Source organism: Paracoccus versutus (genome assembly GCF_029909795.1).
Lineage (GTDB): Bacteria > Pseudomonadota > Alphaproteobacteria > Rhodobacterales > Rhodobacteraceae > Paracoccus > Paracoccus versutus.
This window is the reverse complement of the sequence record NZ_CP038196.1, coordinates 45,238-60,063: the sequence shown is the minus strand read 5'-3', so window position 1 is coordinate 60,063 and position 14,826 is coordinate 45,238. Positions and strand designations below refer to the sequence as shown.

14 protein-coding genes and 1 pseudogene are annotated in these 14,826 nt (G+C 60.5%); 7 read left to right on the top strand and 8 right to left on the bottom strand.

Features of this window, described 5'->3' with window-relative positions:
- Positions 1–26 precede the first annotated feature (26 nt).
- Positions 27–1,007, bottom strand: coding sequence for a phosphotransferase enzyme family protein (locus E3U25_RS00310; RefSeq protein ID WP_166435459.1), 981 nt, complete (start codon positions 1,005–1,007; stop codon positions 27–29).
- A gap of 352 nt (positions 1,008–1,359) precedes the next feature.
- On the opposite strand from E3U25_RS00310, the pseudogene E3U25_RS00305 reads away from it, so the two are divergent.
- Positions 1,360–1,531 (top strand): annotated as a pseudogene (locus tag E3U25_RS00305) (IS256 family transposase); the annotation flags it as partial.
- Positions 1,532–1,940: 409 nt separating this feature from the next.
- On the opposite strand, the gene E3U25_RS00300 reads toward E3U25_RS00305, so the two are convergent.
- On the bottom strand, positions 1,941–2,063 hold the full coding sequence (locus E3U25_RS00300) for a hypothetical protein (protein ID WP_276330411.1): 123 nt from the start codon (positions 2,061–2,063) through the stop codon (positions 1,941–1,943).
- A 299-nt stretch (positions 2,064–2,362) separates the two neighbouring features.
- Here E3U25_RS00300 and E3U25_RS00295 point away from each other — a divergent pair, with 299 nt between their 5' ends.
- The 6 genes from E3U25_RS00295 to E3U25_RS00270 all read left to right on the top strand — a co-directional run bounded on the left by E3U25_RS00295 (position 2,363) and on the right by E3U25_RS00270 (position 10,107).
- A complete protein-coding gene (locus E3U25_RS00295; RefSeq protein ID WP_116221749.1) occupies positions 2,363–3,766 on the top strand; it encodes an aldehyde dehydrogenase family protein in 1,404 nt (467 codons plus the stop codon).
- Between the two features lie 12 nt (positions 3,767–3,778).
- Complete coding sequence (locus tag E3U25_RS00290; protein ID WP_116221480.1) at positions 3,779–5,371, top strand: AMP-binding protein; 1,593 nt, start codon at positions 3,779–3,781, stop codon at positions 5,369–5,371.
- A gap of 310 nt (positions 5,372–5,681) precedes the next feature.
- Positions 5,682–6,656, top strand: a complete 975-nt coding sequence (locus E3U25_RS00285) for a phosphotriesterase family protein (RefSeq protein ID WP_116221750.1) — start codon at positions 5,682–5,684, stop codon at positions 6,654–6,656.
- A 14-nt stretch (positions 6,657–6,670) separates the two neighbouring features.
- Positions 6,671–7,084, top strand: a complete 414-nt coding sequence (locus E3U25_RS00280) for an ester cyclase (RefSeq protein ID WP_116221481.1) — start codon at positions 6,671–6,673, stop codon at positions 7,082–7,084.
- Positions 7,085–7,448: 364 nt separating this feature from the next.
- A complete protein-coding gene (locus E3U25_RS00275) occupies positions 7,449–9,095 on the top strand; it encodes an electron transfer flavoprotein-ubiquinone oxidoreductase (protein WP_116221482.1) in 1,647 nt (548 codons plus the stop codon).
- A gap of 97 nt (positions 9,096–9,192) precedes the next feature.
- Entirely contained in the window at positions 9,193–10,107 is a 915-nt protein-coding gene (locus E3U25_RS00270) for a LysR family transcriptional regulator (RefSeq protein WP_116221483.1), read from the top strand.
- 5 nt (positions 10,108–10,112) lie between these two features.
- Here E3U25_RS00270 and E3U25_RS00265 read toward each other — a convergent pair whose 3' ends face one another.
- Genes E3U25_RS00265 through trbK-alt form a run of 6 tightly spaced genes read right to left on the bottom strand, consistent with a single transcriptional unit; the run spans position 10,113 to position 14,815 of the window.
- The gene (locus E3U25_RS00265) at positions 10,113–10,352 is read right to left on the bottom strand and encodes a DUF2274 domain-containing protein (RefSeq protein WP_116221484.1); all 240 of its coding nucleotides are present in this window, start codon (positions 10,350–10,352) and stop codon (positions 10,113–10,115) included.
- A gap of 2 nt (positions 10,353–10,354) precedes the next feature.
- The gene (locus E3U25_RS00260) at positions 10,355–11,494 is read right to left on the bottom strand and encodes a TraB/TrbI/VirB10 family type IV secretion system protein (protein WP_116221485.1); all 1,140 of its coding nucleotides are present in this window, start codon (positions 11,492–11,494) and stop codon (positions 10,355–10,357) included.
- The gene (gene trbG / locus E3U25_RS00255; RefSeq protein ID WP_116221486.1) at positions 11,491–12,480 is read right to left on the bottom strand and encodes a P-type conjugative transfer protein TrbG; all 990 of its coding nucleotides are present in this window, start codon (positions 12,478–12,480) and stop codon (positions 11,491–11,493) included. The genes E3U25_RS00260 and trbG overlap by 4 nt, the downstream gene beginning before the upstream one ends.
- Positions 12,477–13,166: a conjugal transfer protein TrbF gene (gene trbF / locus E3U25_RS00250; RefSeq protein WP_116221487.1), complete on the bottom strand. Its 690-nt coding sequence runs from the start codon at positions 13,164–13,166 to the stop codon at positions 12,477–12,479. The genes trbG and trbF overlap by 4 nt, the downstream gene beginning before the upstream one ends.
- Positions 13,166–14,521, bottom strand: coding sequence for a P-type conjugative transfer protein TrbL (trbL, locus tag E3U25_RS00245; RefSeq protein ID WP_116221488.1), 1,356 nt, complete (start codon positions 14,519–14,521; stop codon positions 13,166–13,168). Before trbL ends, trbF begins: the two co-directional genes overlap by 1 nt.
- A 3-nt stretch (positions 14,522–14,524) precedes the next feature.
- Complete coding sequence (gene trbK-alt, locus E3U25_RS00240; RefSeq protein ID WP_116221489.1) at positions 14,525–14,815, bottom strand: putative entry exclusion protein TrbK-alt; 291 nt, start codon at positions 14,813–14,815, stop codon at positions 14,525–14,527.
- Between the last annotated feature and the right edge of the window lie 11 nt (positions 14,816–14,826).

Below are 14,826 nucleotides of genomic sequence, written 5' to 3'. Positions count from 1 at the left end.
CGGCAATTTTTGGCGACCGCTCTGATTTATGAATTATTCTGCAGATAGCGTTGCGCCAGAGTCACCGTACCGGCGGTGTATCCTGACTCCCGCATATGATGCGCGAGCTCGGTTTCAGGATGCGAACCTGCCCAGCCCATGACGATCAGGCGGCGCAGGAGCATCAGAGTCGGCACAATAGATAGTTCCTCATCGGGCAATGGGGCGACTGTGCGATAGCCGGCAACCCATGCGGCGATGATCGCGTCCGCCCTTTCGTGGTTTTCCTGAAAGGAAAGCGCCGAGGCGAGATCGTACAGGAACCAGCCAATCCCGCAGTCATCAAAGTCCAGTATCTTGGTCTTGCCATCTTCGATGAGGAGGTTGGCAGAGCGCAGGTCGGAGTGAATAAGGCCGAAACGATCTGGTCCTGTGCCGTAGGCGGCAAGCTGTTCCTTCATGAGTCTGTCGGCCTGCCGGACGACTTCTATGTCGCTTTGGGATCCTGCAAAACCCGGTTCCCACCCTCCCCAGTTCGGGTTTGAGCCAAGTGAGTTTTCATAATCCCAGACCATGCGCTCAAAATATGCGGGGCGCTCCCATTCACGGGCGTGATTATGCATCGTGGCCGCCATGGCACCAAGATGGCCAAATGCCGCTTCCATATCCTCGACCTGCGGCTCGCGGCCTGAGATGAAGTCGAACAGAACGACGAAGCGCTCTTTCTCGCCAGCGGCGGGGGCGATGTACTGGATCAGTTGCCCATCGGTGCCCGGGAGCGCGATCGGCGTCTCAATACCCTTGTCGCGGGTCAGCGCAGCCATCCAATCCAACTCGGAGCGAATAGCGCTTGCGCTGTGATAGTTCATCCTATGGATACGCAGGACACGCTTCCAGTCACCATGCGACAGCAGGAAGACAGCATTTTCTGAATGGCTCAACAGCCGGGCACTGACACCTTCAGGTATGTCCCAGCGTAGGGCTGATTCGGCAATAATCGCACTCAGATTCTCTTGTGTTTCTCTCATATCTAACCTCCAGAGTGAGCTAGATCTCACCTTGTTTGTGTTCTCTGCCGCCATTTTGGATAGCCGTCCAAAATTGGACATCTGTCCAAATATCGCACTGTTTCGCTTTGACGCAAGACTTTTCCTTGCGGATGCCTTTTTTTTGGTCTCGCAGCCTAGTCTCTCAAGAAACGACCGGTCTGGAGGCGGATGATGGGATGCTGTCCCTGAGCGTGGTGGAGGTTCTGGGTGAGGTGGTCACCGGCGATGTTAAGGTAGGGTCTGGTTGCTGACACCAACCTGGACCGGAGATTCCACCGATGACCACCGACATGATGAACCTGCGTAATTTCGTCGAGAACAAGCGCCGCACGATGTCCTGGGTATCTTCCCCAGCGACGCGGCTATCATCCGCCTGGTCGGGGCCTTGCTGCTGGAAGAGAACGTCGAATGGGCGGTCCAGCGCGCCCGCTACATGACGCTGGAAATCATCGCAGCGATGGGCTGATGATCCCGTCATCAGCCTGCCCGCCGTGGCATCCTGATCAAGCAGGCCCGCGCCGAGCATCACGGTGACGATTAGCGCCAGCTACACCACTCCAAGCGACAGCATCGATGATGGAGTCGGCTAGCCGGGCTTGGGGATCGACGGCGTCGAGTTCGGCCGCTTCGTCGACGATGGCTGCAGCCTTCGGCTTCTGATCCGACGAAGAGTAGTTCTTTCTCCCGAAACTGATTCGAGGCCGCGACGGTCCTTCGTCCGGGCGGCGTCAATGATGCGGGTCCGGGTCACCCCCGGTACGAACTCGCTGATGCTGTCACTCTTGCTAAGCAGTAGGCGGTTGTTCGGCAGACAGGGACGTATATGCAATTGAGGTCGATGACATGCGCCTCGACAAGTCGCACAGCTTGGGTAGGTGTTAGCTTCGGTCGTTGCGTGCCGGTTGCGAAGCGTCAGGCAGAACACGCGCCGGTGCCGATTGTCCCGGCGCACAAGGCGGCGAAGAGCTTCTCGAAACCGGATTCGGCCACCATACCGCTGGCGAAGCGGCGGAGATCGTTGTCGGTCACATTCATGGTCCGGAAATCACAACGACGCCCGACTCTCCACTTGTTAACATGGCAAACTCAAAGCGAGAAAATTTGACGCTTGACATACTTTGGTCACAAGTCCAACTTTGGGCATCCCTGTCGGAGGTAACCTTGGTCATACAAGCCGACCAAGGCAAAGCGGGGAAGATTGTCGCGGTCTGGAGGAGGCTGCGGCGCGTTGACAGCATTCGCCTTTCAGTTGGGAGGGGCTTTGCCCCCGCTTGCTTCAACACGTCAACCTCCTTCGGGGACTCTCGATATCGGGTGCATGGAAGGAGGCCAGCATGCAGGAATTCAAGCTTTTAATTGGTGGCAAGATGGTCCCCGGAGACGACCAGATGGACGTCATCAATCCGGCAACCGAACAAGTTTTTGCCACCTGTCCGAGGGCGTCAATAAGTCAGTTGGACCGGGCGGTTGCAGCCGCAAAGGCCGCGCAGAAGGAATGGTCAGCGCTTCCCTTCGAAGAACGCCGGAAAAGCATCGTCCGCATTGCAGATGTCATCGAGGCAAATATCGACGAATTGGCCCGACTGTTGACGCAGGAGCAGGGCAAGCCACTTACTGAATCGACCTCTGAGATCGGATACGCGGCGTCTATCTTTCGCAACCTTGACGGCCTGAATCTCGACAATGAGATCAGAGACGATAGCGCCAGCCGGTGTGTTGAGATTCGTCGTCGTCCGCTGGGTGTCGTCGGATGCATAATCCCGTGGAATTTCCCAATTCTTCTGATCTCGTTCAAGGTGCCGCTGGCGCTCCTGGCGGGCAATACCGTGGTGCTCAAGCCGTCGCCAACCACACCGCTTGCGACGCTTCGCCTAGGGGAGCTGCTGCGGGATATGCTGCCACCGGGGGTTATCAATGTCATTACCGATCTGAACGATCTGGGCGCGGCGATGAGTTCGCATCCTGATATCGCCAAGATTAGCTTCACCGGTTCGACCGAAACTGGAAAAAGGGTGATGGCGTCGGCTGCCTCGACGATCAAACGCCTGACTTTAGAGTTGGGCGGAAACGATGCCGCGATTGTCATGGCCGACGCGGATCCGAAGGAAATCGCTCCGAAAATCTATGGCAGTGCATTCCTGAACGCCGGCCAGACCTGCATTGCGATCAAGCGCGTCTACGCCCACGAAGACATTTATGACGAATTGTGTGACGAATTGGCCGCCCTAGCTTCGGCTTCGGTCGTCGATGACGGTATGAAGCAAGGTGCAGAATGTGGTCCTCTTCAGAACAAAGCGCAATTCGAAAAGGTCAAATACTACCTCCAAAATGCTATCGAAAGTGGTAAAGTGATCGCTGGGGGCGATATCCCTGAACGACCCGGCTACTTTATTTCACCCACGGTCGTGCGCGATGTCAGCGACGGAACCGCGATTGTTGATGAAGAGCAGTTCGGTCCGATTTTGCCAGTCATCAGGTTTGCAGATGTGGACCACGTCATGGCTGTGATCAACAACTCGACGCTGGGACTAGGTGGGTCAATCTGGAGCAACGATCAGGAAACAGCCTATAAGCATGCGTGCAAGATGGAAGCGGGCACGGTCTGGATCAACAAGCACCTCGAGTTCGGCCCCGGCGTTCCATTTTGCGGAGCAAAACAATCTGGCTTTGGATCCGAGTTCGGCCAGGAAAGTCTGCATGACTTCACCCAGATCCAAGTGATCAACCAGGCAAAGTGAAGAGGTAGAAACATGCTTGACAAGGAAGAAACCTGGAAAACTCCTGCGCAATATAACTTTGCGCGAGATAGCGTGGCGCTCCATGCTCAGGAACGCGGTGATGCCCGGGCCTTGCTCTGGGTGGACGCAGGAGGAACGACCGTCGAGATCAATTTTCGCGACATGAACCAACGCGCAGAACGCGCCGCCGCAGTCCTGCGGGCTCAGGGTGTCCGGCGTGGGGATACCGTCCTGATCCTGCTGGGGCGCGAGCTGGCATGGTGGGAACTGATGCTTGGCTGTATGCGTATCGGCGCGATCGCGTCGCCAGGCACGATCCAGCTTATGCCGAAAGATATTTACTATCGTAGACATGCTGCGAATGCGCGTTGCATCATTGCCTCGGAAACTGTTGCGGAACGAGTGGATACGGCGCTCGTGGACGATGATAGTGCGAAGCTATATGTAGGCGGGACTCGCGAAGGCTGGGCTTCGTATGACGAGCTTTTTGAGGCATCTGCATCTTTAAAGGAAATTGTGGACACTGAAGCTACCGATCCGCTGCTTTGCTATTTCACCAGCGGAACAACTGGCCAACCTAAAATGGCCGTGCACGGAGCTTGCTATCCGCTGGGACATCGAATCACCGCCTATCACTGGTTGCAACTCGGAGAAGGCGATCTTGTCTGGAATCTTTCGGATACGGGCTGGGCAAAGGCTGCCTATTCTAGTCTGTTCGGCCCTTGGCTGGCCGGTGCTGGCATCATGGCCTATCATGCCCCCGGTCTCGATTCCGAAAGTATCTTGGAACTTTTACAGAAACATCCAGTGACCACGCTTTGTGCGCCTCCCACTGCCTATCGAATGTTTGTGCGCTCCGGTCTTGGCGACTTCAGCTCCCCGACGCTGCGTCATTGTGTTAGCGCTGGCGAGCCGCTTAATTCCGAGGTCATTGATCTGTGGAAGCAAGCCACCGGATTGGATATTTACGATGGGTATGGCCAGACTGAGACCGTCATCCTCTGTTGCAACCGGCCAGGCGCGCATAAACAAGGTACCATGGGCAAGCCGACTCCGGGCTTTGATCTTGCGGTCATAGACGAAAATGGCAACCGGGTTGCCGTGGATGAGGAAGGTGATATTGCTCTGTGGACAGGCGATGACCGCAAGGCGCCAGGCCTGTTCCTTGGGTATCGTGATGACCAAGCTCGCACCGAAAGCGTTTATCGCGGAAGTTGGTATGTGACTGGTGACCGTGCGATCGTTGACGCGGAGGGCTTCTTCTGGTTCGTCGGACGTGCGGATGACGTTATTCTGACTTCCGGCTATAGGATCGGCCCGTTCGAAGTCGAGAGCGCTCTGTTCGAACATCCCGCCGTTGCTGAAAGTGCGGTGGTCGCCAGCCCGGATCCCGCACGTGGCGAGATCGTGAAGGCTTTTGTGATCTTAGCGGCTGGATACGAAGCATCCGACGCCTTGGCGAAAGAGATCCAAGATTATGTCAAACACACGACCGCGCCATATAAATACCCCCGGAAGATTGAGTTCGTGACTTCGCTTCCGAAGACCATCAGTGGAAAGATCCGCCGCAAGGAACTGCGCGAAAGGGAGTGGCGGGGACACTAGATAGTTACTGTCACCGCACGGCACCGGAGCGATGATCAGTCTGGAGCCTTGATGCGCCATCGGTAAGACAAGTTTGCGATGTTCACGCGGTGCATCAACCTGAAGCATGGAAGTCGGGTAGTAAGGCCATATTGCCCATCTCTTGAGCAAGTCCGTCGAGAGGCGGAAGAAAGTTGGACAGCAGTCAAATATAGGTCTGTTGTCCAATTTTGAGCGTGACTAACGTAGTCTCACATGCCCCGGAAAGTATTAAGAAAGACCCTAATAGCGCGAACCGGAGTTGAAGCGCTATATCAACATGGAGAATGAAATGAACAAGACCGTAAATACCGCTCTTGGCCCTATCAGCGTCGAGGCTATGGGCAAGACCCTTGTCCACGAGCATTTCTGGTTCACCTATGCGGGATGGTATGGAAACACGCTCTACGTCAACGACCGGAAGGAGATGGTCAAGATAGGCGTTGATCTGGTCGAGCGCGTCCGTGCCTTCGGTGTTAACACCATCTGCGATCCCACTGGCCTCGACTGTGGCAGGATGCCCGATGTCCTCAAGGAGATCGCGGATATTACCGGCTTCAACATCATCTTCTCGACTGGCTATTCTTATGAGGCCGAAGGTGGCGCAGCCTACTTTCGCTGGAAGAATGCAATCGGCCAAGGCTATGATGAGTTGTTTGAGCTATATATGACCGAGATAACCGAGGGGGTCGGGCGGACCGGCCCTAAGCCGGGTTTCATCAAGGTCGGCACCAGCCTGAACAAGATTACGCCTTATGAGGAAATGAATCTGCGTGTCGCCGCCCACGTCAGTCGCGAAACGGGTGTGCCTATTGCTTCGCATACCGAAGAAGGTACGATGGGACCTGATATCGCAAAGTTTTTGATCTCCGAAGGTGCAGATCCGAAAAAGATCGTGCTCTACCACATGTGCGGAAATTCCGATGTGAAATATCACAAGCGCTGTCTCAGCCAGGGTGTGTGGAGCTCGTTCGACCGCTTCGGAGTGCAGGGCTTTGTTGGTTGCCCGATGGATGAAGATCGCAGCACTATGTTCATGGGGCTGATCGGAACAGGCTACATCGATCAACTTCTAATGTCGCAGGATATGGTCAACCTGTGGCTTGGAAAGCCGCCGGCTTGGCCCCAACCAATGATTGATTCACTTGCAAATTGGAGTAGTACCCATATCTTCGAAAGAATTATCCCTGCGATGCAATCTGCTGGATTGACAGATGCTCAGGTCGATAAGATCTTGATCGAGAATCCGAAAAAACTCTTCTCGTGACATAGGTGATAATCATGAGTGGCGAAACTAAAACTGCTGAAATCGTCCGTAAGTTCTATGCATTGTTGCAGGACCAGAATTATGAAGATCTCGCGGATCTGTGCCATGAGGATTTTACATTCCGCTCACAGATCGACACTCCATTTTATGGGTCTGCTGGCCTGATTGCGGCGGAACGACGAAACTTCGAAGCATTCCCGGATTTTCAGTTCCCCATTGAAGCCCTGTTCGTCAATCGAGATGAGGCCGCAACGTATATGACGTTCGAGGGAACGCACACTGGTGGGGAGTATGCAGGAATTCCGGCGACAGGACGCCGAATCAGAATTTCCATCATGCAATATCTAAAGATTAAGGATGGTAAAATAATTGAAAAGCGCGCGCACATAGACGTCAACGATATCCTTAAGCAGTTGCAGGGAAGCTAATGACTTAGCTCTGTGCAAGGCGGTGATATCGCGGCTAAATGCTCAGTCCCAGTTGTCAAGTCATCAATCTGGGAAAAATCTATCTAGCCGTGGTGTTATGGTGTGCAGGTGTATCCGTGCGGGGTAAGTTTTATGATGGCGCTTAGTTCGTTTGGGTACACCGTCATGTCATCAACAGATATAGGAGATTCGCTTGGAGCCGGCATCATGTTTTTTTATTTTTATGTCGCGCTTCTCCGTGGCCGAGCGTGGCTTCCGATGCCGCGTTCTGAATTAATCTGGTTCGTGCCGGCAACATACGCAGGTTGGTAGAAGGCAGAACTCCGTAACTTTCCTCGCCGGATTCCGTCCAGGAGAATCGAACATGCCTGAGATCGCCCGCGAATCCATGGAATACGACGTGGTGATCGTCGGCGGCGGGCCGTCGGGGCTGTCTGCGGCGATCCGGCTGAAGCAGGTCAACCCCGCGCTTTCCGTGGTGCTGCTGGAGAAGGGTTCCGAGATCGGCGCGCATATCCTCTCGGGTGCAGTGCTGGACACCGCCGGCCTCGACAAGCTGATCCCCGACTGGAAGGAGAAGGGTGCCCCGGTCACCACCGAGGTGAAGGAGGACAATTTCTACATCCTCGGCCCGCATGGCCAGGTGCGGGTGCCGAACTGGCCGATGCCGCCCCTGATGAACAATCACGGCAAATACATCGTCTCGATGGGCAATGTCTGCCGCTGGCTCGCCGAGCAGGCCGAGGCGCTGGAGGTCGAGATCTTCCCCGGCATGGCCTGCTCGCAGCTGGTCTACGAGGGCAGCCGCGTGGTCGGCGTCGTCGCCGGCGAGATGGGGCTCGAGGCCGACGGCACCCCCGGCCCGGGTTATGAGCCCGGCATGGAGCTGCGCGGCAAATACGTGCTGATCTGCGAGGGCGTGCGGGGGTCGCTCGCCAAGGAACTGATCGGCAGATACGACCTCTCGGCCGGCCACGAGCCGCAGAAATTCGGCCTCGGCATGAAGGAGATCTGGGAGATCCCGGCCGAGAAGGCCCGCCCCGGCACCGTCACCCACACCATGGGCTGGCCCTTGGGCAAGAACGCCGGCGGCGGCAGCTTCATCTATCACCTCGGCGGCAACCAGGTGCTGGTCGGCTTCGTCGTGCACCTGAACTACAAGAACCCCTATCTCTATCCCTACATGGAGTTCCAGCGTTTCAAGCATCACCCGCTGGTCGCCGAGCTGCTTGAGGGCGGCAAGCGCGTCGCCTATGGCGCCCGCGCGATCTCCGAGGGCGGCTGGCAGTCGATCCCGAAGCTGACCGTGCCCGGCGCGGCGCTCTTGGGCTGCTCGGCCGGGCTGGTGAACGTGCCGCGCATCAAGGGCAACCACAACGCCATGCTGTCCGGCATCGCCGCGGCCGAGGCGGCGGCGGCGGCCATTGCCGCCGGCCGTGCGGGCGACGAGCTGACCGATTACGAGGCCGAGGTCCGCAAGGGCCCCATCGCCCGCGACCTGAAGCCGGTCAGGAACGTCAAGCCGGTCTGGTCGAAGCTGGGGCTGTGGCCCTCGCTGGCGCTCGGCGGCTTCGACATGTGGGTGGCGAACCTGACCGGCTGGAACCCCTTGGGCAGCTGGAAGCACGGCAAGACGGATGCGCAGGCGACCGGCAAGGCCGCCGATTTCCAGCCCATCGACTACCCGAAGCCCGACGGCAAGCTCAGCTTCGACCGGCTGACCAACGTGGCGTTCAGCTTCACCAATCACGAGGAAAGCCAGCCCTGCCACCTGAAGCTGAAGGACCCCGCGGTGCCGATCGCGGTGAACCTGCCGCTTTACGCCGAGCCGGCGCAGCGCTATTGCCCGGCCGGGGTCTATGAGGTGCTGGAGGGGCCCGAGGGGCCGAAGTTCCAGATCAACTTCCAGAACTGCGTGCATTGCAAGACCTGCGACATCAAGGATCCGTCGCAGAACATCAACTGGACCACGCCCCAGGGCGGCGACGGGCCGAACTACCCGAATATGTGAAATTGCGCCGTGGTGTACAGAGGCTTCTAGATCAATAGCAAGGATAACAAGTGACGAAATTCATTCGATAATATGCTAATTTAAAAGGAAAAATTCGATGCCGGACATCGCTTTCGATTTAAGATATTTACGATACGCGATCCTGGTGGCTCAACATGGCAGTTTTCGCTCTGCTGCCGAAAGCCTCGATCTTTCGCAATCCACGGTGAGCCGCCGCGTCAGGTTGCTGGAACGAGTGCTCGGGGTGCCGCTGTTCGAACGGGATCACAAGGGAGCAAAGCTCACCGCCGCCGGACAGCGTTTTGTTCAGGACGCGACGGTCGGCGCAAATCTTCTGACCGACGCGATAAGAGACCTCCAGAATATTCACCGCGGCGGGGTGGGAGAGATCAGAATTGGGCTGATGCTGTCTCTGGCGGGTGGATTTCTGGCCGATCTGCTGAAGAGTTTCCGGTCTCGATATCCAGATGCCGAGATCACGGTCGAGGAATTGTCCTCCGATTGCGCCAAGATCGGCCTTTTGTGCAATCGGGTAGATGTGGCCTTCCTGCCCAATGTCGAGGAGATTCCGGGGTGTCAGGCGATCGAACTCTGGGGTGAGCGGGTGTTCTGCGCATTGCCCAAGGATCATCGCCTTGCCGATAGGGAAGCCCTCAGCTGGGAGGACATCGCCGAGGAGGCATTTCTCGTCCCGTCGGGAGGCGCCGGCGCGGAACTCGATGTCTATTTCCTTCGGAAGCTGTCAGGGGGCAAAACCGACGTGCACATGTCGATGCAGTCGGTTGGTCGGGAAAATCTGCTGAACATGGTTTCCGACGGATATGGCGTGGCTTTGTTGTTGTCGTCTGCAACGCAGCAACGGCACGAGGACGTCGCGTTCATCCCGCTGGCGGAGCTTCGGGAGCCGGTCCGGTTCAGCGCGGTATGGTCCCAGACCAACGCGAATCCGGTCGCACAGCGGCTCCTTGAGATGGCCCGCAAGAACGCAGGAAAGCCACGGACCGGCAAATAGCCGGATCACTCCAGGCGATTACCCGTGGGCTTGCCGCGTTTCGCCTTGGCGAATCCCCGATCCGACGCCAGAAATTTCTCCAGCATCGGCACGACGAGCCTTGCAGGCTCGACCGGCGGCCCTCCGGATTCACGGCCAAGGATCTCGCCATAAGCGTCAAGATCCCGAAACAGCGCTGCGGGCAATTCCACGGCCAGTTTGACGGGTTTGTCGTCGGCGATGGGCCCGAGTTTCAGTTTCACCATGATCAATCTCCCTGCGGTTCCAGGACTAAATCCCGCACGACAATGATGCGGAGCGGAAAGCCCTGCCGGATGGTCAGGGTCGGGGCGACCTGCAGCTGGCGCTCGACGATCTGCTGGCCGGCATCGGCGATGGTGTCGCCGGCACCTTCGCGGATGGCGCGCACCAGGGGATCGTCGTCTTCGCTGCCGATCTCGGTGCCGATGGCGAGAATGGTCGAGAGGCCGGCGGCCTTGGCCATCTCGCCCCAGTGATAGTCGACACCGTCCTCCAGCCCCGCGTAACCCTGCGCATCGGCGCCCGGCAGGCGTTCCAGCACCAGGGATCGGCCATCGGGAAAAATCAGCCTGTTCCAGACCAGCAGCACCCGGCGCTGGCCGAAGCTGACCGCATCGCTGTATTCGCCGATCACCCGGGTGCCCTGCGGGATCAGCAAATAGCGGCCGGAGGGGCTGTCATAGACGTTTTCGGTGACCTGGGCCACGATCTGGCCGGGCAGGTCCGAGCGGATGCCGGTGATCAGCGCGGCTGGAATGATCGCGCCAGCCTGCAGCAGATAGGGCGAGGCCGGTTCGATGATCCGCTCCACTGAGACCGGCTGACGGTCCGGCGCGGCATTCAGGAAGGCCTGTTGCGGGTTCTGGGCTATGGATGAACCGCTCATATCGATTGTGCTAGAGCCTGCCACGGACGGTTCGGCAGCCGGACCCGGGCCCGTGGTGGGCGAGGTCTCGAAGAACAGCTGGCTGATCCGCGCAGCCTCCTCCTCGGCGAGGCGGCGTTGTTCGTCGGGATCGGCGGTGGGTGGCGTGACCGTCGGGACCACGGCAAGCTCACCGCGGTTCTGGGCCTCGAGAATAGGTTTGCCGAGATCGCCGGGCAAAGGCGGGCCGAGCAGAGGACCGGTATAGTCGCGGGGCAATTCCGCAAGCCCGTCGGCGGTGGGCCGGCTCTCGGTGGAAAAGAGTTCCTCGCCGTCCTGACCGCGGTCGCGGGGCTGCAGCGCATAGATCAGCGCCCCGCCGATCGCCAGTGAAGCGATCAGGCCGAAGGCGGTGAGGGCCTTGCGCGACAGCCGGGTCACCTTCGGCGGCTCGACGCGCAGACGCATCGGTTCGGCGGTCTGGGACTCCTTACCGGTCATGTCTTGTGCCCTCCGGCGGCCCTCACCTGCCGGGGCACCTGCGTGCGTGGCTCGACGCGCAGGATCCGCACCACCTGCTGGCGCTCGCCGGAACCGAGCCTCAGTTCGGCCGCGGCGAAGATGCGGTCGACGATCAGCACATTGCCGTGGGTGCGGCTGTTGACGATCTGCGCCTGGCCATCGGGGCTGAGGACGAAGAGCGGCGGCATCTCGCCTTGGGCGATGCCGCGCGGGAAGACGACATAGCTGCGGCGGCCATCGTCGAAGACCGAGACCGGCCGCCAGGGCGGGCTCGCGCCCTCGATCTGCAACCCGTAGCGGTAATTCCGCGCGGCAGGCGCTGGGATGACGGGCGCGGCGACGGTTTGCTGTCGCTTGCTTGCCGGCTGCGCCGGATAGGTCCAGGCCACGGAGGGCATGTAGAGCGCCTCGCGGGCCCGCAGCTCGATCATGTAGACCCGCTGGTCGGTGGTGATCACCAGATTGGTCGAGATGTCCTCGCGGATCGGCTTGACGAAGACATGCACGCGCCGGGAGGTGCCGCTGCCGCTTTGGGTATCGCCGATGATCCAGCGGGCGGTGTCGCCGGCGGCGATCGATCCCTCGCCGCTCAGCGTCTCGCCGTGTTCCAGCGCGATATCGGTGATCTGGCCCGGCGCGGCATAGACCTGATAGAGGGCGCCTTCCGACCAGGGATAGACCTGGATGGCATTGTAATAGCCTTCGCGGCGCGGTTCCACGCGCGCGGCGGCATTGGCATTGCCGACCCGGCCCTCGGGCGTCTCCGCGGTTCCTCCGCCGCGCGCCGGCGTCCAGCCGGGCGGCACATGCAGCGGTTTCGGGGCCGGGTCAGCCGGAGCGGTGGGAGGCGACGGCAGGGGCGGGACATTGTCGTCATAGCTGAACTGCGGCGTCTTGCTGCTGGCACAGCCGGCGAGAGCGGCGGCCGCGAGAAACAGAGCGGGCAGGGCGGCGTTGTGATTCATTGCGACATCTCCCGTGACCAGTTGACGGCATTGACGTAGATGCCGAGCGGGTTCGCCCGCAGCCGTTCTGCGGTTCGCGGCGTCTGGATCACCACGGTCAGGATCGCGGTCCAGCGCTCCGTCGTGGACAGCTGGCCGTTCTCGTAATGCCGCTCGGTCCAGGCGACGCGGAACGAATCCGGCGAGGCGCGGATCACCGAGGATACCTCGACCGCGATCTGCTGGCGCCCGACGCGGGTGAAGGGATCGTTGGTGCGGGCATATTCGTTCAGGGCGGCGGCGCCGCGATCAGTGGTGAACTCATAGGCCCGGAGCCAGTTCTGCCGCACGACGATGGGATCGGCCGGGATGCTGCGCACCTGCTCGACAAAGCGGCCGAGATGCCAGGCGATCTGCGGATCGGTGGGCCGGTAATCGGCATTTGCCGGGGCGACGGCCTGGGCCTGGCCGAGATCGTCGACCTGCACCACCCAGGGCACGACGGTGCCGCGCGCCGATTGCCAGATCAGGGCCGCAGCAAAGCCGGCCGCGAGGATCAGGCAGGCGAAGGCCATCAGCCGCCAGTTCCTGGCCTGCACCCGGGCAGAGCCGATGCGCTCGTCCCAAACCTGCGCCGCCTTCTGGTAGGGCGTCTCAGGTTCCGGCGTCTTGCCGTAATGGGTCGCGGGGCGTCGAAAAATGTTCATCAGCGATTTCTCTCGGAAAGATTGATCGAAGCGCCGCCGGCATGGTTGTCGCCGGAGCGGATGGCGTGGCCGGCGATCGAGAGTCCACGGCTCAAGGCCTGTCCCCGGCGCATCTTCTGGGCCCATTGGGGCGCACCATCAGTCGGGGAGGCGTCGGCGCCAGCACCAGTCGGGGCGCCCCCGGCAGTACCCATGGTGGATCTGCCGCCGGTGGTCGCAAAACTGCCCCGCGCGCCGGAGGCATAGCTGGACTTGATGCCGCCAGCGGCTTTCCCGACCATGCGGCGCAGCGGCGAGATCGCCGCCGATCCGGTGGCGCTGGCGACGCCGCCCATGCCGGAGGCGATGCCGCCCGCGCCGGAATGTCCGATGGAACCGAGCCGGTAGGCGGTCGAGGCCGCGCCTGCCGCCGCCGCGCCGGTCCGGACGGTGGCGGCACCGCCCGACAGGGCCATGCCGCCGGCGCGGGCCGCGAGCATGGCGCCGCCCCCCGCGGCCATGGCCGCACCGCCGATGGCGAGGCCGGTGCCGACCGCCGCGCCCGCGCCGAGTTGTGGACCACCCGAGACGAGCCCATTGGCGATGCCCGGGCCGAAGATGCCGAGGCCCAGCAGCGACAGGGCGGCGAGCACAATCGCCATGGCGTCGTCCACGGTCGGGGCGACGCCGCCGAAGCCCATGGTGAACTGGCTGAACAAGGTGTTGCCGATTCCGATGATCACCGCCAATACGAGGACCTTGATCCCCGAGGACACGACATTGCCGAGGACGCGCTCGGCCATGAAGGCGGTCTTGCCGAAGAGGCCGAAGGGGATCAGCACAAAACCGGCGAGCGTGGTCAGCTTGAACTCGATCAGGGTGACGAAGAGCTGCACGGCGAGGATGAAGAAGGCGAGGATGACCAGCGCCCAGGCGAAGAACAGGCAGAGGATCTGGATGAGGTTCTCGAAGACCGCCACCCAGCCCATCAGGTCGGAGATGGATTCCAGGAGCGGCCGGCCGGCATCGAGCCCGGTCTGGGCGACCCGGCCGGGGCGCATGAGATCGGCGGCGGTGAAGCCGGTGCCGGAGGCCATCAGCCCGAGACCGGCGAAACTGTCGAAGACGATGCGCGCGAGACTGTTCCAGTTGGTGATCAGCCAGGCGAAGACGCCGACGAAGATGGTTTTCTTCACCAGCCGGGCGAGAATGTCGTCCTCGGCGCCCCAGGCCCAGAACAGCGCCGCCAGGGTCACGTCGATGACGATCAGGGTGGTGGCGATGAAGGCGACCTCGCCGCCCAGCAGGCCGAACCCGCTGTCGATATAGCTGGTGAAGACCGCCAGGAAATTGTCGATGACGCCGGAGCCGCCCACAGTTCACTCCCTTTCGCCGGCTGTGGCGGGCGCCGTCCGGTCGGGATCGCGGCCAAGGAAGCGGTCCCGGGTCTCGGTCCAGATCGCCAGGCACTCGGCATCCTCCGCCGCCGCCTCGCCCATGCGCTGGCAGCGGCGCTGATCGGCGCGTAGCGAATCCTCCGGCTGCTCACGCGCCTCGCGCCCGGGCAGCGGCGGCAGGTCGCCGCTCCGTTCCATCCGGATCAGGGTAACGGTCATGACGATCGCCAGGAACAGGATGGCAACGAGCCGGACCATCGCCTTGCCCTCCATGGTTGCGCCTC